This is a genomic window from Rossellomorea sp. DA94 (genome assembly GCF_029834455.1).
GTDB lineage: Bacteria > Bacillota > Bacilli > Bacillales > Bacillaceae_B > Rossellomorea > Rossellomorea vietnamensis.
Map to the genome: position 1 here is coordinate 15001 of NZ_CP122397.1, position 17500 is coordinate 32500.

The following is a 17500-nucleotide window of genomic DNA, read 5'->3' on the forward strand; positions in this document are numbered from 1 at the left end:
GCTTGACTGCGAGACCTACAAGTCGAGCAGGGACGAAAGTCGGGCTTAGTGATCCGGTGGTTCCGCATGGAAGGGCCATCGCTCAACGGATAAAAGCTACCCCGGGGATAACAGGCTTATCTCCCCCAAGAGTCCACATCGACGGGGAGGTTTGGCACCTCGATGTCGGCTCATCGCATCCTGGGGCTGTAGTCGGTCCCAAGGGTTGGGCTGTTCGCCCATTAAAGCGGTACGCGAGCTGGGTTCAGAACGTCGTGAGACAGTTCGGTCCCTATCCGTCGTGGGCGCAGGAAATTTGAGAGGAGCTGTCCTTAGTACGAGAGGACCGGGATGGACGCACCGCTGGTGTACCAGTTGTCTTGCCAAAGGCATCGCTGGGTAGCTATGTGCGGAAGGGATAAGTGCTGAAAGCATCTAAGCATGAAGCCCCCCTCGAGATGAGATTTCCCATCACGTAAGTGAGTAAGATCCCTAGAAGATGACTAGGTAGATAGGTCAGAGATGGAAGCATGGCGACATGTGGAGTTGACTGATACTAATCGATCGAGGACTTAACCACAAAGAGTCATATTTATATGAACAACAATTGGTCGATATTCGGCTTTCTTGACATCAATCCTTTATCTAGTTTTGAAGGAACAATCCTTCAATTAAATATTCGTCTGGTGATAATGGCGAAGAGGTCACACCCGTTCCCATGCCGAACACGGAAGTTAAGCTCTTCAGCGCCGATGGTAGTTGGGGGATCTCCCCCTGTGAGAGTAGGACATCGCCAGGCAAATAGGAAAAGGAGTAGCTCTTAGGAGTTACTCTTTTTTTGGTTTTGATATAGTTTGTTCGAAGAACATATATGTTTTATCTGATTTCTCCTCGACCGCAGTGCGAGGGTAGGGAGGAGCAAGAAGGTCGAGGACGCGAGGGAGAGAAGACCGGAGTGTGGCTCCCACACGAGGATCTGAACGAGTGAAGCGGACGAAAAGATTCGCCGCTCATCACTAGCCGCAGCTTTCAGTGCCGATGGTAGTTGGGGGCTCCCCCTGTGAGAGTAGGACGTCGCCAGGCAAATAGGAAAAAGAGTAGCTCTTAGGAGTTGCTCTTTTTTTGTTTTGGTTTGAAGTACGAAGAATGCGAAGGGAGGAAATGATGGTATAAAAAGGTGAAAAACGCATAAAAAGAAAAAACGACGCAAATACCTCTGAAAATGACGCAATAATTTCAAAAACGACGCAATCACTTCCGTAAATGACGCAATTAACTTCTCTTCCTATTCTCTCGGTTACGAAGTCCTTGAAAAAAGGCTAGTAATCTTGAAATCTTAAGGCTTATGCTAACCAAGGACACATTTTATGCTTCTTAGTACACTCATCTAAGTGTTTTTCAAGATACTATAGAATTATAAAACTTTCTTTATCCTAGTAGCCAATCTATTAGATGTACGAGATCAGATATCAGTCATCTGACTACCTGCCAACCACCCATTCAAATCACTTATCCATCCCAACCACTTCACCCACCAACATCCCCTCTCCAACACCCACTCAAAATTGCTATCCCCCAACCTCCTAACGTATTATTTAAATAAGAGTATAAACAAGGAGAGAAAAACATGACGACAATTTATGATTTCACTGTTAAGAGAGCGAATGGGTCTGTGACGTCGCTGGACGAGTACCGGGGGAAGGTCATGCTGATTGTGAACACAGCAAGTAAGTGTGGCTTTACGCCCCAATTTGAAGAGCTTCAGGGCCTGTATGAAGAGTACAAAGAGGAAGGGCTTGTCGTACTGGGATTTCCGTGTGATCAATTCATGAACCAGGAATTTGATAATCAGGATGATATCATAGAGTTCTGTCAGGTGAATTACGGAGTATCATTCCCGATGTTTGCGAAGGTGGACGTAAAGGGTAAGGAAGCTCACCCATTGTTCACGTTCTTAACCCGGGAGAAAAAGGGTGTCCTTCTTTCAAATATTAAATGGAACTTCACTAAGTTTCTCGTTGGGAAAAATGGTGAGGTATTCGACCGGTATTCGCCTCAAACCAATCCTCGTAAAATTGAGGATGACATTAGAAAGTTACTTCAGGCTGAATAGAGAAAGAGGAAAGGCTCGGCCTTTCTCTTTCTCCTATGTTTTATCCTTAAGAATCTTGAGTAACAGATAGGGTGACTTTTCTGTTGTGACGTTGAGAAACGTCGTAATGATTGGATAGTCTTCATTCGTTCGTATTTTTAATAGTTCCACCCACCATTCAGTTTCGTACCGGGCAATCATGCTTAGGTTGTATAGGATGGCATAGTGGATGAGCACTTCAGGTATACCTGATGCTTCGTTTCGAATTCCTGGCAGTGCCAACCGGTTTTTGTTTAAATGCCATCTGACAGGTAGTTGTTCCTCAGCGCAGGATGCGTGCAGCATGTCCTCTGTAATAGAGATTGAACCCCCCGTTATTTTTTCGTTCAAGTATTGTTTAAATAAAGACCCGGACATATGAAAGTGGGATAGTAAGGACTCGTCGATCGTCAGTTCGTTTTGATTGGTGAACCAGAACATGGTCTTCTTCTTGAGTAAAATAAGAAATGCTTCTTCGAGTTCAGGTATTTGGACGAGCAGGTCTTCCATTTTGTATTTTTCCCCGATTATATGTTTCACGTGGAACACGAGGTCTGAGAAATGTGAGAAGAGGCCGTTTTTCTGAACCTTTACCTCATCTTGTAGAAACCTGTACTGCTGCTTCTTTCTTTTTCTTGAGGTAATCCCATGAGCAAGTACGGTAGTTGTTTCTGGATATTCCGGATCTTCTGTCAGGACAATCGCTTTAATGAAATGAATGTAACCATAAAAAAGCAATATGGGCTTTAGTGAAAAAGGAGACATCATGGCTTGTTTATAATAAAGTTCTCCTTGTTCCAGATAATACATGAATGGATAACAGTTGTCATAACTCTTTACTTCAGCTTGAATGGACCCCAGTTTCTCGTAACACTTTTTTAGAAACTTCTGGGAGTATTCGGCTGATTGAAAATAGTGAATGAAGTCCCAGTGCTGATGTATTTCGTTCAAGAGATCACCTTCTAATTATTCTGAAAAGTTAAATTAATCCTATTCTTCTTGACAGTATTTTAACCAATTGATAACCTACTAATAATATTTTGGGACTAGGGAGGCCGAAAACATGTGGGATTCTAAATTTGCTAAAGAAGGTTTAACGTTTGACGATGTGTTATTATTACCAGCCAAATCAGAGGTGTTACCAAAGGATGTCAACATCTCTGTTGAATTAACGGAAACAATCAAGCTGAATGTTCCGATCATCAGTGCAGGGATGGATACCGTAACCGAAGCTGAAATGGCGATTGCCATGGCTCGAACAGGTGGACTCGGTATCATCCACAAGAATATGAGTATTGAACAGCAAGCTGAACAGGTCGATAAAGTAAAACGTTCCGAAAGTGGAGTTATCTCTGATCCATTCTTTTTAACTCCGGATCATCAAGTCTTTTCTGCAGAGCACTTGATGGGCAAATATAGAATTTCCGGTGTTCCGATTGTGAACAACGAGCAAGAACAGAAGCTTGTCGGGATTTTAACGAATCGCGACCTTCGTTTCATCCAGGATTATTCGATCCAGATTTCGGATGTCATGACGAAGGAGAATCTTGTAACGGCTCCGGTGGGCACTACCCTAGAAGAAGCGGAAAAAATTCTTCAGCAATATAAGATTGAAAAGCTGCCTTTGATCGATCAAGAAGGAACACTTAAAGGGTTGATTACGATCAAGGATATTGAGAAAGTCATCGAGTTCCCGAATTCGGCTAAAGATGCTCAAGGTCGTTTATTAGTGGGAGCAGCCGTTGGTATTTCCAAGGACACATTAACTCGTGTAGAACATTTGGTTAAAGCCCATGTGGATGTCATCGTGATCGATACGGCTCACGGTCATTCCGCTGGAGTCCTTTCTATTGTTCGTGAAATACGTGAAGCTTATCCAACGTTAAATATCGTTGCAGGTAATGTAGCCACGGCTGAAGCGACAAGAGAATTGATTGAAGCAGGTGCAGATGTGGTTAAAGTGGGAATCGGACCTGGTTCGATTTGTACAACCCGCGTGGTTGCAGGTGTGGGTGTTCCACAAATTACCGCTGTGTATGATTGTGCAACTGAAGCAAGAAAGCATGGGAAGAGCATCATCGCCGATGGAGGCATCAAGTACTCCGGTGATATCGTGAAAGCCCTGGCAGCCGGAGGACATGCCGTCATGCTTGGAAGCTTATTGGCAGGTACATCTGAAAGCCCTGGCGAAACGGAAATCTTCCAAGGTCGCCGCTTTAAAGTATACAGAGGGATGGGTTCTGTCAGCTCTATGGAAAAAGGATCAAAGGACCGCTATTTCCAAGAGGAAGCGAAAAAGTTCGTTCCAGAAGGTATCGAAGGGCGTATTCCTTATAAAGGGCCATTAGCCGATACATTGTATCAGCTGGTTGGAGGCTTGCGTTCAGGAATGGGTTACTGTGGAACGAAAGACTTATACGACTTAAGAGAAAAGGCGCAGTTCATTAAAATGACAGGTGCCGGCCTTCGTGAAAGTCATCCCCATGATGTTCAGATTACGAAAGAAGCACCAAATTACTCTTTATAAGAAAATAATGACAAAAGCTGATCAGAATTTCCTGGTCAGCTTTTTTTAATGTGAAAGAAAGGTTATTCTCCGTCTTTTTTTAGAGGCCGCAAGTCCCTTGACCTATGCCAAAACTAGTCATATTCTCTGTCTATTCTTACCTTTGGAACTATGTTAAAATAACGAAGGTGTACATAAAATCTTGGAGGGCTAACAGTGAAAAGAAGTTGGATTCAAAAATCTTTTGTTTGTATGATGGTTTTTATGATGGCAATGAGTATGGTGCAGAAACCTGCCAATGCTCAAGGTGACTTGGACGTAAACGCAAAAGCTGCGATTTTAGTAGAAGCAAGTACAGGTAAGATTCTGTATGAGAAGAATTCCGATACAGCTCAAGGAATTGCAAGTATGACGAAGATGATGACGGAATACGTGTTACTTGAAGCAGTTAAAGAAGGTAAAGTGAAATGGGATCAGACATACACGGTTCCGACAAAAATTTCGAATATGTCCCATAATGATAATTTGAGTAATGTTCCATTAAGAGAAGAGGGAACATATAATATCAAAGATCTGTATGAGGCAATGGCGATCGAATCTGCGAATGCTGCAGCGATGGCCATCGCTGAAACTGTAGCCGGTTCTCAAGAAAAGTTTGTTCAAATGATGAATGATAAAGCCAAAGAACTGGGCTTGGAAAACTATAAATTTGTCAATGTGACTGGTTTAAATAATAAAGATTTAGCTCCTTATGTGGATCAAGTGGTCGGTGGAGCAGATGAAGAAAATGTGATGTCTGCGAAAGATACCGCAACGCTTGCATACCGGTTAATGAAAGATTATCCGGAAGTTTTAGATACATCTAGTATTGCTAAGAAAAAATTCGCTGAAGGTACAGAAGACGAAGTTGATATGGAAAATTGGAACTATATGTTACCAACTCTAATTCGTGAGTATGAAGGTATGGACGGGTTGAAAACCGGAACTACTGATTTTGCTGGAGCATGTTTCACTGGGACAGCTGAAAGAGATGGTATGAGATATATCACTGTCGTGATGAATGTAGATGTTCCACCAGGTGAAAATTCTTACGATGCCCGTTTTAATGAAACAAGAAAAATGCTAGATTATGCCTTTAATAATTATAGTATGGAAGAAGTCCTTCCTGCTGACTACAAAGTAAAAGGACATAAAACACTTCCGGTTCAAAAAGGAAAAGAAAAAGAAGTTCAAATCAAAACCGATTCTCCATTAAGCATGGTGGTTAAGAACGGTGAAGAAGATCAATACAAGCCTAAGTTTGTGTTGGATAAGAAAAAGTTGAATGGTGATGGCGAACTGACGGCTCCTGTTAAAGAAGGGGAAAAAGTTGGGTATGTCATGCTGGAAGCTAAAGGCAAAAAAGATTTAGGTTATCTTACGGATAAAGGAACGAACGCTTCAAAGGCATCTGTTGTGACAGTGGATGGTGTAGAGAAAGCGAACTGGTTCGTCCTTTCCATGAGGGCCGTCGGTGGTTTCTTCGGAGATATCTGGGATTCCATTACTTCTACGGTTAAAGGCTGGTTCTAATATAATGAAACACCAAGACTCATGTTGGACAAGTCTTGGTGTTTTTTCATAATTGGTTTATTGAAGGGGATTCTACAAAGGGACCGAAGGAATGCTTGTCGGGCCTGACCAAGCCCCCTCCGCTTTTCGTCTTGACATAAGCCCATTTTTATTGTTTATTTAGCAGTAGGGTTACATAATCATTCCGATTGTTTTAGTCACGTTTTCTTCCTTTTTTGGGAAGTTGTGGGGCAGGCAAGGGATAAATATAAGGGGGATATAGATATGAAGACTGGTACAGATCGTGTAAAAAGAGGTATGGCTGAAATGCAAAAAGGCGGCGTCATCATGGACGTTGTCAATGCAGAGCAGGCAAAAGTTGCCGAAGCTGCAGGTGCAGTTGCGGTAATGGCTTTAGAACGAGTTCCAGCAGACATCCGTGCTGCAGGTGGAGTGGCAAGAATGGCAGATCCTCGTATTATTGAAGAAGTGATGGGTGCCGTGTCGATTCCAGTAATGGCGAAGGCTCGCATCGGTCATATCGTTGAGGCAAGGGTTCTTGAATCAATGGGTGTTGATTATCTTGATGAAAGTGAAGTATTGACGCCGGCTGATGAAGAGTACCATTTAAATAAAAGAGATTTCACGGTTCCTTTCGTATGCGGATGCCGTGATTTAGGTGAAGCTGCCCGCCGAATCGGTGAAGGGGCATCTATGCTTCGTACAAAGGGTGAGCCTGGAACAGGTAACATCGTTGAAGCGGTTCGTCATATGCGTAAGGTCAATGCTCAAGTACGTAAGCTAGTGAGCATGAATGAAGATGAGATCATGACAGAAGCGAAGTTACTGGCAGCTCCATACGAATTATTGTTAGAAATTAAAGAAAATGGTCGTTTACCGGTTGTAAACTTTGCTGCAGGCGGAATTGCCACACCAGCTGACGCTGCTCTTATGATGGAATTAGGGGCTGACGGAGTGTTCGTAGGTTCTGGTATCTTCAAGTCAGAAAACCCTGAGAAATTCGCAAGAGCGATTGTAGAAGCGACTACTCACTACCAGGATTACAAGTTGATCGCAGAACTGTCTAAAGAGCTTGGTGTAGCCATGAAGGGTGTAGAAATTTCTTCTATCCTCCCTGAAAACCGCATGCAAGACCGTGGATGGTAAGGTGTGATTCTATGTTGAACATCGGTGTATTAGGACTTCAAGGTGCCGTCAGGGAGCATGTACGTTCCATTGAAGCTTCAGGTGCCAAAGCGATTGTCATTAAGCGTGTAGAGCAACTGGAAGAGATTCAGGGGCTCATCATGCCTGGTGGGGAAAGTACGACGATGAGAAGGTTGATTGACCGCTATGGTTTTATGGAACCGTTAAGACAATTCGCAGCAGCAGGGAAGCCGATCTTTGGAACATGTGCCGGTTTGATTCTGTTAGCGAAGCATGTTGTGGGTTATGAAGAGGCTCATCTTGGGGTGATGGATGTGACGGTGGAGCGTAATTCATTCGGCCGTCAGAAGGAAAGCTTCGAAGCGGACCTTTCGATTGCCCATGTCGGAGAAGGATTCAATGCTGTCTTCATCCGTGCGCCTCATATCGTGGAAGCAGGAGAAGATGTTGAAATCCTGGCGAAGCATAACGAGCGTATCGTGCTTGCCCGCCACGGACAGTTCCTCGGCTGTTCATTCCATCCTGAATTGACGGATGATCATCGTCTGACTGCATTTTTCGTTGAAATGGTGAAAGAAAGCATGGGAAAAACAATCGCATAATTCTATTGCAAAATGGAAAACATTGTAGTAGATTATGAAATAACCAATAAAAATTAAAATCGTTGAGAGGAAATAGTAGTAAAGAAAGCTTGCTAAAGAGAGTCGATGGCCGGTGAGAATCGATGCAGGAGCTTTACGAATCCATCCTTGAGTGAAGTACTGAATGAAGTAGGTATTTTCGGTGATTCCGTTACCATCTCTTAAGAGGAAGATGCGAAGCGTCTTCAATTAGGGTGGCAACGCGGAAACCTCCGTCCCTTTTACCAGGGATGGGGGTTTTTTATATTTTTATAAAAAGGAGAGAAACTGCATGTTAGACATTAAGTATTTACGTAACAATCTGGAAGATGTAAAAGCCCGACTTCAGCACCGCGGTGAGAACCTGGAGGACTTCGGTAAGTTTGAAGAGCTTGATAAGAGAAGAAGAGAGCTCCTTGTGGAAAGTGAAGATCTCAAGAGCAAGCGTAATGATGTATCCCAACAAATTGCCGAGCTGAAAAAAGAGAAAAAAGATGCTCAGGATATGATTGTGGAAATGCGCGAAGTCGGGGCCATGGTTAAAAAGCTGGATGATGAATTAAGAGGCATCGAAGAAGAACTTGAGCGCATCCTTCTTTCTATTCCAAATATCCCTCATGAAACGGTACCTGTCGGAGAAACAGAAGATGATAATGTTGAAGCGCGTAAATGGGGAGAGGTCAGGGAATTTGATTTCGAAGCACAGCCTCACTGGGATGTTGCCACAGGACTTGGAATTCTTGATTTCGAACGTGCAGGGAAAGTGACGGGGAGCCGATTCGTTTTCTATAAAGGACTTGGAGCAAGACTTGAAAGAGCCCTCATCAACTTCATGATGGACCTTCACATGGATGAGCATGGCTATACAGAAATGATCCCTCCATTCCTTGTGAATAGAGCGAGTATGACAGGAACAGGTCAGCTTCCAAAGTTTGAGGAAGATGCATTCAGAATTGAAAGTGAAGACTACTTCCTAGTACCAACGGCAGAAGTGCCTGTGACGAATTATCATCGTGATGAGATCCTGAAGGCTGACGAACTGCCTGTAAGCTATGTGGCATACAGCGCCAACTTCCGCTCTGAAGCTGGATCTGCAGGACGTGACACAAGAGGGCTGATCCGTCAGCATCAATTCAACAAAGTCGAGCTGGTACGCTTTGTGAAGCCTGAGGACTCTTATGATGAGTTAGAGAAATTGACGGGTCACGCTGAAAAAGTTCTTCAGCTGCTTGGCCTGCCGTACCGCGTATTATCTATGTGTACAGCGGACCTGGGCTTCACAGCAGCCAAGAAGTACGACATTGAAGTGTGGATCCCGAGTTACGGGACGTACCGTGAGATTTCTTCTTGCAGTAACTTTGAGAGCTTCCAGGCGAGACGTGCCAACATCCGCTTCAGAAGAGAGCCGAACGCAAAGCCTGAACATGTGCATACGTTAAATGGTTCTGGATTAGCGATCGGACGTACAGTAGCCGCCATCCTGGAAAACTACCAGCAGGAGGATGGCAGTGTCATCGTACCAGAAGCCCTTCGTCCATATATGGGTGGAGTGGAAGTCATTAAATAAAACGTTTTTGTCAGCAAAAAGAGGTCTCGCGTTCCTCCGTGAGACTTCTTTTTAATTTTTTTTGAAATATCCTTGACTCCATTTATACACCATGTTATTATAATTCTTGTCGATACGGAGGAATACCCAAGTCCGGCTGAAGGGATCGGTCTTGAAAACCGACAGGGGTGTAACAGCCCGCGGGGGTTCGAATCCCCCTTCCTCCTCCATTGATTTTTTTATAACCATCGCGCATAAACTTTGGAGATAGAATTCGTTACATTTCATGTAACGAATTTTTTTATTTTATCTCCATGTCAAAGGACCCGGTACCTCTTACTTAAGGTTCTCTATATCTTCTCTTACATGGTGATCGGACGTGTTTTCGAGTACACCGATTGCTGTGATATGACTGCGTGCTTCTTCATCCCCCAGCAGGTAGATCTTCGCATAAATATCCTTCATCGATTGATCATAATGATCATCTTCTGGTGAATTATGATACTGGCGGAATGGAACCTGAGCGCGTCTCATGGTCGACATATCGTCATCATAGTTATCGTTAAAGAGCATTTTAAGCTCGTTCACCTCTGTAGGGGTTGCGAATATCCGAAAGCTTGGACTGGCGTTTTGATTCGGATCCTGCAGAATATCCCCGCTGCTGATATCAACAAAATAAGTTTGTTTCGATTCCATCATCTCTACATCTCCCTAATCGATTATTTGTTACTACCTATACCTCTTTTCGGATGGAAATAAACGGATGGGTGCTGTTTTTAGACCTTGTTGGTTCATTCATGGCTTGTCGTTATTCTTACACAACAATGATTTGCAAATGCTCTGTCATTGAGTGTGTGCCGGAGAGTGAGGGGAACTGCTCCGCTTTCCACGGACGTTCGGCCGAGCCTCCTCAGCACAGATCGCTTCCGGGGTCTCGGCGCGCCCGTTTTCCGTAGGAGTCTACGCAGTTCCCCTCACTCTCTATAGTAGCAATTATTGACCGAGCTAAATAGTTTTTGAAAAGCAGTAAAGGCAAAGGACATCGACTAATAATTCATTTCTTCTGCATTCAAAAGAAAATGACTGGGTTGTAAGCAGCCCATACAGTAACACTGTTAGGGAACTGCTTACGCTTGATAAGTTGATTGGAGCGGAAGGTGCTCGACTCCTGCGGGAAAAGCTGGACAGGTGAGACCCCGGAAGGCGAAGCCTGAGGAGGCTCACCGCCAGCCCCGCGGAAAGCGAGCACCTGTAGCGGAAATCAACCACAACTCTCTCAACATCAAAAAAAGACTACTCTTACCGCAGAGTAGTCTTTTTTTATATATTCTGATCCAGCTCCGGCGCCTAGTCCCTCGAGGTCATAAGTCAAGCCATTCAAAAAGGCAAAAATCCGCCTTTTTGGATGACTCGTCTTATGCTTGTCGGGCCTGACCAAGGCGCCTCCGCTTTTCGTTTAGCTCTTTAACATTCTCGTCTGTTCGATGAAGTAGCCGATTCTTTCGACGATAGGTTCGATGGAATTTTGGTCGTTGACGAGATCGTATTCGCTGATGTCGAGTCTTAAGACGGGACACGCGTTAAAGGAATTGATCCAGTTTTCGTAGCGCTCGTGCATTTCCTCCCAGTAGGCAACAGGCGTTTGCTGTTCCATCGGGCGACCCCGCTCTTTGATGCGGTCCACGATATGATCAATGGATCCTTCAAGGTAAATCAACAGATCAGGGTGAGGGAAGTATGGCGTCATGACCATGGCATCGAATAGGCTTGTATAGGTTTCATAGTCGATTTCACTCATATTCCCTTTTTCATAATGCATGCGTGCGAATATGCCTGTATCCTCGTAGATCGAGCGGTCTTGGATAAAGCCGCCGCCGTATTCAAAGATTTTCTTTTGTTCTTTAAAGCGTTCTGCCAGGAAGTAGACTTGAAGGTGGAAGCTCCAGCTTTTAAAGTCCTGATAAAATTTATCAAGATATGGATTGGTATCCACTTTTTCAAATGACGTCCGGAAGCCCAAAGCGTTAGCCAATCCGTTTGTCATCGTGGATTTCCCGACACCGACCGTTCCGGCAATGGTGATCACGGCATTGTTCGGGATCCCGTATTTAGTGCGAAGATTCATGATAGTGAACTCCTTTTTTCAGTGTAGTTTCTAATTGAGTAAGAATATGATCCAGATCCTCTTTGTTTTGAACAAAGTCTACGTGGTCGCCATTGTAGCGAAGAACAGGGATATCCGGGTGTGTTTCTTCGAATGTATTCATATATTCTTCATAATCCAGTGATAGCTGCTTCAGGTATAGAGGGCTGATTTTCTTTTCAAAATCACGTCCTCTTTTTTCGATGCGCTTCAGTAGCGTATCCAAGCTTGCGTTCAAGTAAATGACCACATTGGGTCTCGGCATGTCTGAAGTCAGGATGTCATAGATGTTGAGGTATTTCTTGAATTGTTGTTCATCCTTCAATGTGCGTTTTGCGAAGATGATGTTTTTAAGAATATGATAATCTGCAACGACAGATTTGTTCTGAGATAAGTAGTGTTTCTCGATATCTTCTAATTGTTTATATCGATTGCATAAGAAAAACATCTCTGTTTGAAAGCTCCACTCTTCAATGTCATCATAAAACTTATCTAAGAATGGGTTTTCATCTACGATTTCTTTAAGCAGGTGAAATTGAAAATGATCGGAAATCGCTTTTGCAAGAGAGGTTTTTCCTATTCCAATCGGGCCTTCAACGGTAATGAAAGGAATGCGCCCCATTAATTGTCCTCCTCATATTACTCTCGAATATAGTGTGAAAAATTACGACAGGAATTATTGTAACACAATATATGGATGGTTTGTTCAGGATATTTCCTGTATAGATAAAACACATCACCTTCATTGTATCGGCTTCCTGTAAGGGAATTTTATGAAGACGCACATAAAAAGCTGATGAATAGGTGTTTATAGATTTACCTATCCATCAGCTTCTATTAATTATCTTTTTACAACATTGAAATTGTCGGAAATTAACAGCCAGTTTTGAGGGAAAGGCAGACCGAGCTTCCAATAGCTCATCCCCCTCAATTTCAATTCTTTCATAAGGTCGAATTTGGCCTGGATGCTCCTTGCATCTTCAAACCAAACTTCATGATCCTTTCCGGTGCCTGCATCACGGTACTTGAAGAATGGTGCCTGCGCTTTTTGATCATAATCGATTTTAACATTGTTATCAGCGGCTATCTGGATTGCCTGTTGCGGACTGATGGCTTTGGCTGTGCTTCCCTGTACAAAAGGGAGTGTCCAGTCATAACCATACAAATTCTGCCCCATGAGAATCTTTGATGGAGGCATCTCAGAAACAGCGTACTCAAGAACATCCCTCACCGGTCCGATAGGGGATACGGCCATGGCAGGACCGCCGCTGTAACCCCACTCATACGTCATGATGACCACGAAGTCGACAATTTCACCGTGGGCTTTATAATCATGTGCTTCATACCATTTCCCTTTTTGATCCGCACTGGTCTTTGGAGCAAGGGCGGTGGAGAGCAGCCATCCTTCCTGATTGAAGCGTGCCTTCGCTTTTCGTAAAAATTGGTTGTAGGCTTCTTTGTCCTGTGGACGTAAGTACTCAAAGTCGAAGTGAATATCCCTGAATCCATATTTCTTAGCCGTTTGGACGACGTTATCCAGGAACTTATTCTGGATGTTCTGATCGGTTAATAGAATTCTGCCCAGTTCATCACTGAATGTCCCTTCCTCCTGGTTGGTGATGGCCATCATCATGACATTATTATTGTCTTTCCCGGTTTGAATGAGGTTACCGAGGGGAGGTTCTTTCAAAGTGCCATCCCGCTTCGCCTGAAAACTGAACGGAGCGAGATACGTGAGGTAGGGGGCGGCTTCCTTGGCGCTTTGTTCAAGGTTCGGGGCCACTTCCTTTCCGTATGGCTCAACATAGCCATTAAACTCCGCTTTCACCTTAGGCTTCTGTGGGATGTATAAACGAGTCCCCACCTGTAGAGGCTGATTAGGAGAAATCCCGTTCACCCTTGCAAGTTCCTGATAAGGGACGCCCGTCTTTTGACTGATTCTCCAAAGACTATCCCCGGGTTGAACAAAATAAAAACTTCCTATAATCGGGATGACCAGTGATTGGCCGATCACTAAATTATTGGGGTTCGGCAATTGATTAGCGTCCACTATATCATTAACTGTTGATCCATACGCTTGGGCGATACCAAATAAAGATTGGTTCGGCTGGACAACATGTATTTGCATAAACAAACCCTCCTTTAATTCATTCACTATAATCAGCGTATGAGAAGGGTGGTTTGAATATGTTTTCTGCGGGAAATTTTATAAAATCCCGCCGGTAGGATCAATCTTTGCTTTTAAGACATTTTTCATCATCGTCAAAGCGTAGTGATTATCTTCTTCACTGACAGAAGCGATGGCGTCGCCGGGCACCATCAGGTTAAACTCTCTCATATAGGCATCATTGGCTGTGAAGAGTACACATATATTACCGGCAATCCCTGTGATGATCAGGTTCTTGACAGATAAGTGGTGAAGAAGTGTGTTTAATGCCGTACCATAAAAGGCAGAATGCTTCGGTTTAATAAGAAAGTAATCGTCTTCCATCGGTTGGAGAGGAGTCATGATCGGGTCGCTCGTCTTATTATGACATTTCTTATAGATCTCTTTGTAATCTGCTTTCCAAAGCTCGTAATGGTCGTTAATATAGATGGTAGGAAGCTGATGTTTCATACAATAGCGACGCAGGGAGTTAATGGGATCGACAATCTTTGAGGTGTGTTGCGCCAACGTTTCCCCGTGTTTAAAGTCAAATGGATTCATAATATCGATGACCAGAAGAGCAGTATCGTTAGGTATCATGTGAAAGCCCCTTTCCACTATAGTTTGGTGTGAATCGGGATATTTTATAAAGAATTGAGAAATAAATTTACAGGAGTACACAATGGGTATAAGAGAAGAACAGTTTATGAAAGAAGCACTGATAGAAGCAGAGAAAGCCGCCGCCATCCAGGAAGTCCCGATTGGCGCCGTGATTGTGATGGATGACGAAATCATCGCCCGGGCCCATAATCTGAGGGAAACGAGCCAAAACGCCATCACCCACGCAGAAACACTGGCGATCCAAGAGGCGTGTGAGAAGCTTGGCACTTGGCGTCTTGAAGGAGCGGAGATTTATGTCACCCTTGAACCATGTCCCATGTGCAGCGGTGCCATCATCCTATCACGAATCGAGAAAGTCGTTTATGGGGCAAAGGATCCGAAAGCGGGTTGTGCCGGGACGCTGATGAATCTACTTGAGGATGATCGGTTTAATCACCAGTGTGAAGTATTGCCTGGGGTGTTGTCGGAAGAGTGTGGTGGAATCCTGTCCCGATTTTTTAAAGGGTTAAGGGATCGGAAGAAAAGTGAGAAGAAAAAGAGGATGGATAGTCTGTAAATAACTTACAGCATTCCATCATTGCTTTTTACCGTAAATCCTAGTATACTTAATCTTGCGTCGCACTAATGACGCAACTAAATATGGTATCAATTTTGCCGTGCTAGGTGGGGAGGTAGCGGTGCCCTGTACTCGCAATCCGCTCTAGCGAGACCGAATTCCTTTCCGAGGCTCGCACTCTGTAGGGCCTGCCTCAAGTAAGTGGTGTTGACGCCTGGGTCCTGCGCAATGGGAATCCATGAACCATGTCAGGTCCGGAAGGAAGCAGCATTAAGTGGAAGCTCCCATGTGCCGCAGGGTTGCCTGGGCCGAGCTAACTGCTTGAGTAACGCCTATGGATGCTTGTCGACGAAAGGTGCACGGCAGTTTAACTTATATACAACAACTCATCCATTTCCGGGTGAGTTTTTTGTTTATGTAAAGGTTTAAATTGATCTCCGGTTTTCTTTGTAAAAGGGATTTACATTACGTTATAATAGAGACACTATAGTACATAAAAAGAGGGGGGAGTATTTTGGCATATCAAGCTTTATATCGTGTGTGGCGTCCTCAGTCATTTATTGATGTAGTGGGACAGCAGCATGTAACGAAAACGTTGCAAAATGCCCTCCTTCATCAGAAGATTTCCCATGCCTATTTATTCTCGGGACCAAGAGGGACAGGGAAGACGAGTGCAGCGAAGATCCTGGCGAAAGCCGTTAACTGTGAACGTTCCCCTGTAGCGGAACCTTGCAATGAGTGCGATGCGTGTAAAGGGATCACGGACGGTTCGATCCCTGATGTCATTGAAATCGATGCCGCCTCCAATAACGGGGTGGAGGAGATCCGGGACATTCGGGATAAAGTCAAATATTCTCCAAACGTTGTCGAGTATAAAGTCTACATCATCGATGAAGTTCATATGCTGTCCATCGGGGCATTCAATGCGCTTCTGAAAACATTGGAGGAGCCGCCTAAGCATGTCATATTCATCCTGGCGACGACCGAACCCCATAAGATTCCCCTGACCATCATTTCGCGCTGTCAGCGATTTGACTTCAAACGGATCACCGCCATGGATATTGTGGGAAGAATGAGTCATATTGCCACAGAATCCGGCGTGAATTTTGAGGAAAATGCCTTGACGATCATCGCTAGGGCTGCCGAGGGCGGGATGCGTGATGCTCTCAGCCTTCTCGATCAGGCGATCTCCTTCAGTCAGGACCGGGTCACGGTCGACGATGCCCTGACGGTAACGGGAGCCGTGTCTCAAGGTTACTTGAATACGCTGGCAAAGGCCATCCTGGAACGAGATGTTACAACTGGTTTAGGGGCCCTGGAAGAGCTCCTGTTTCAAGGGAAGGATCCGGCGAGGTTCGCAGAAGACTTCATTCTTTATTTCCGGGACATGCTGTTATACCAGACCGCACCGAACCTGGAGGAATCACTGGAACGGGTCATGCTCGACGATGATTTTAAAGAATTGGCAGGGCGTACCCAGCCTGGACAGATCTATCAGTACATTGACGTCCTGAATCAGGCCGGACAGGAAATGAAATTTACGAACCATGCCCGGATTTATCTGGAGGTTTCCATTGTGAAGCTTTGTCAGATGGAAGCGCCCGTATCCGCTTCTTCGCCGGAAGTAAATGATTTGATGAAAAAGATCAACCTTCTTGAAAAAGAGGTCGAACAACTGAAGGCAAATGGAGTCAAGGTCCAAGCGGAGCCCGCTGCACAGGCTGCGAAAAAACCGATCAGGGCGAAGAAGGGGTTCCGTGCCCCTACCGGTAAGATCCAGGAAGTGCTCCGAACGGCCACGAAAGAGGATTTGAATCTTATCAAGAGCCGTTGGGGAGACATGGTGGAAACCCTTAATCAGCGTCAGATGCGTTCGCAGTCTGCATTATTAAATGATGCTGAACCTGTAGCAGCAACAAACGGCTCATTTGTGTTAAAATTCAAATATGATATCCATTGTCAAATGGCAATGGAGAATCAAGCTTTCACTTCCGCGATTGCTTCCATCTTGGAAGAATTAACGGGAAATAGCTATGCGGCTATTGGGATTCCTGAGGATCAGTGGATGTCCATAAGGGAAGACTTCATCCGGAATTCGAAAACAGAGGATGGGGATTCATCCAGCGGAAATCAAGAAGAAGATTCTCTCTTAACGGAAGCTGAAAAGCTGGTCGGTATGGATTTAATAGAACTTAACGATTAATAGTTTCAATAATAAACTGGAGGTAATGATGATGATGCGTGGAAATGGAAATATGCAAAACATGATGAAACAAATGCAAAAAATGCAAAAGAAGATGGCGGAAGCTCAGGAAGAACTGGGTGAAAAGCAAATCGAAGGAACAGCAGGCGGCGGTATGGTAACAGTTATTGTGTCCGGCCACAAACAAGTCATTGACGTGAAAATCAACGAAGAAGCGGTTGATCCGGATGATGTAGAAATGTTACAAGACTTAGTTCTTGCAGCAACTAACGATGCACTGAAGAAAGCGGACGAACTAACGAACTCAACCATGGGTCAGTTCACTAAAGGA

At 44.4% G+C, this 17500-nt stretch carries 15 protein-coding genes, 1 tRNA gene, 2 rRNA genes, 1 other RNA gene and 1 other annotated feature (2 of these 20 running past the window's edge); of the genes, 13 read left to right on the top strand and 6 right to left on the bottom strand.

Going from position 1 to position 17500, the window contains the following annotated elements; genetic code table 11:
* The 3 genes from P8596_RS00060 to P8596_RS00070 form a co-directional block, all read left to right on the top strand.
* Positions 1–559 (top strand): 23S ribosomal RNA (locus tag P8596_RS00060); it begins 2377 nt to the left of the window's first position.
* A gap of 102 nt (positions 560–661) precedes the next feature.
* Positions 662–778, top strand: a 5S ribosomal RNA gene (gene rrf / locus P8596_RS00065).
* An 828-nt stretch (positions 779–1606) separates the two neighbouring features.
* Entirely contained in the window at positions 1607–2092 is a 486-nt protein-coding gene (locus P8596_RS00070) for a glutathione peroxidase (protein ID WP_279725461.1), read from the top strand.
* Positions 2093–2125: 33 nt separating this feature from the next.
* On the opposite strand, the gene P8596_RS00075 is transcribed toward P8596_RS00070, so the two are convergent.
* Entirely contained in the window at positions 2126–3061 is a 936-nt protein-coding gene (locus P8596_RS00075; protein ID WP_279725463.1) for a YaaC family protein, read from the bottom strand.
* A gap of 112 nt (positions 3062–3173) precedes the next feature.
* Between P8596_RS00075 and guaB the strand changes: the two genes are divergently transcribed.
* From guaB to P8596_RS00105, 6 genes are all read left to right on the top strand, one after another.
* Positions 3174–4637: an IMP dehydrogenase gene (gene guaB, locus P8596_RS00080; protein ID WP_279725465.1), complete on the top strand. Its 1464-nt coding sequence runs from the start codon at positions 3174–3176 to the stop codon at positions 4635–4637.
* A 231-nt stretch (positions 4638–4868) separates the two neighbouring features.
* Positions 4869–6188: a serine hydrolase gene (locus P8596_RS00085; protein WP_481900326.1), complete on the top strand. Its 1320-nt coding sequence runs from the start codon at positions 4869–4871 to the stop codon at positions 6186–6188.
* 264 nt (positions 6189–6452) lie between these two features.
* Complete coding sequence (pdxS, locus tag P8596_RS00090) at positions 6453–7334, top strand: pyridoxal 5'-phosphate synthase lyase subunit PdxS (RefSeq protein ID WP_279725468.1); 882 nt, start codon at positions 6453–6455, stop codon at positions 7332–7334.
* Between the two features lie 11 nt (positions 7335–7345).
* Positions 7346–7936, top strand: coding sequence for a pyridoxal 5'-phosphate synthase glutaminase subunit PdxT (pdxT, locus tag P8596_RS00095; RefSeq protein WP_279725469.1), 591 nt, complete (start codon positions 7346–7348; stop codon positions 7934–7936).
* Between the two features lie 53 nt (positions 7937–7989).
* Positions 7990–8198 (top strand) — a binding site (T-box leader).
* A 48-nt stretch (positions 8199–8246) separates the two neighbouring features.
* Positions 8247–9521, top strand: coding sequence for a serine--tRNA ligase (gene serS / locus P8596_RS00100; protein ID WP_254652736.1), 1275 nt, complete (start codon positions 8247–8249; stop codon positions 9519–9521).
* Positions 9522–9637: 116 nt separating this feature from the next.
* Positions 9638–9730, top strand: a tRNA-Ser gene (locus P8596_RS00105).
* 106 nt (positions 9731–9836) lie between these two features.
* Here the strand turns inward: P8596_RS00105 and P8596_RS00110 are convergent.
* The 5 genes from P8596_RS00110 to P8596_RS00130 form a co-directional block, all read right to left on the bottom strand.
* On the bottom strand, positions 9837–10199 hold the full coding sequence (locus P8596_RS00110) for a hypothetical protein (protein ID WP_034766106.1): 363 nt from the start codon (positions 10197–10199) through the stop codon (positions 9837–9839).
* A gap of 757 nt (positions 10200–10956) precedes the next feature.
* Complete coding sequence (locus tag P8596_RS00115; RefSeq protein WP_034766108.1) at positions 10957–11625, bottom strand: deoxynucleoside kinase; 669 nt, start codon at positions 11623–11625, stop codon at positions 10957–10959.
* Positions 11609–12265: a deoxynucleoside kinase gene (locus P8596_RS00120; RefSeq protein WP_060675048.1), complete on the bottom strand. Its 657-nt coding sequence runs from the start codon at positions 12263–12265 to the stop codon at positions 11609–11611. Before P8596_RS00120 ends, P8596_RS00115 begins: the two co-directional genes overlap by 17 nt.
* Before the next feature lie 219 nt (positions 12266–12484).
* On the bottom strand, positions 12485–13771 hold the full coding sequence (locus tag P8596_RS00125) for a glycoside hydrolase family 18 protein (RefSeq protein WP_224522397.1): 1287 nt from the start codon (positions 13769–13771) through the stop codon (positions 12485–12487).
* 78 nt (positions 13772–13849) lie between these two features.
* Positions 13850–14389 (bottom strand): cysteine hydrolase family protein, encoded by a 540-nt coding sequence (locus tag P8596_RS00130; protein ID WP_034766112.1) that lies wholly within the window; start codon positions 14387–14389, stop codon positions 13850–13852.
* 82 nt (positions 14390–14471) lie between these two features.
* Between P8596_RS00130 and tadA the strand changes: the two genes are divergently transcribed.
* The 4 genes from tadA to P8596_RS00150 all read left to right on the top strand — a co-directional run.
* A complete protein-coding gene (gene tadA / locus P8596_RS00135) occupies positions 14472–14966 on the top strand; it encodes a tRNA adenosine(34) deaminase TadA (protein WP_254652738.1) in 495 nt (164 codons plus the stop codon).
* Between the two features lie 98 nt (positions 14967–15064).
* An RNA gene (ffs, locus tag P8596_RS00140) (signal recognition particle sRNA large type) lies at positions 15065–15329 on the top strand.
* A gap of 151 nt (positions 15330–15480) precedes the next feature.
* Positions 15481–17169 (top strand): DNA polymerase III subunit gamma/tau, encoded by a 1689-nt coding sequence (dnaX, locus tag P8596_RS00145; protein ID WP_279725470.1) that lies wholly within the window; start codon positions 15481–15483, stop codon positions 17167–17169.
* Between the two features lie 28 nt (positions 17170–17197).
* A protein-coding gene (locus P8596_RS00150; RefSeq protein ID WP_375162873.1) for a YbaB/EbfC family nucleoid-associated protein crosses the window boundary here: on the top strand, positions 17198–17500 show its 5' portion. 24 nt of this gene lie beyond the right edge of the window; only the first 303 of its 327 coding nucleotides appear in the window; it begins with the start codon at positions 17198–17200; its stop codon lies off the right edge, out of view.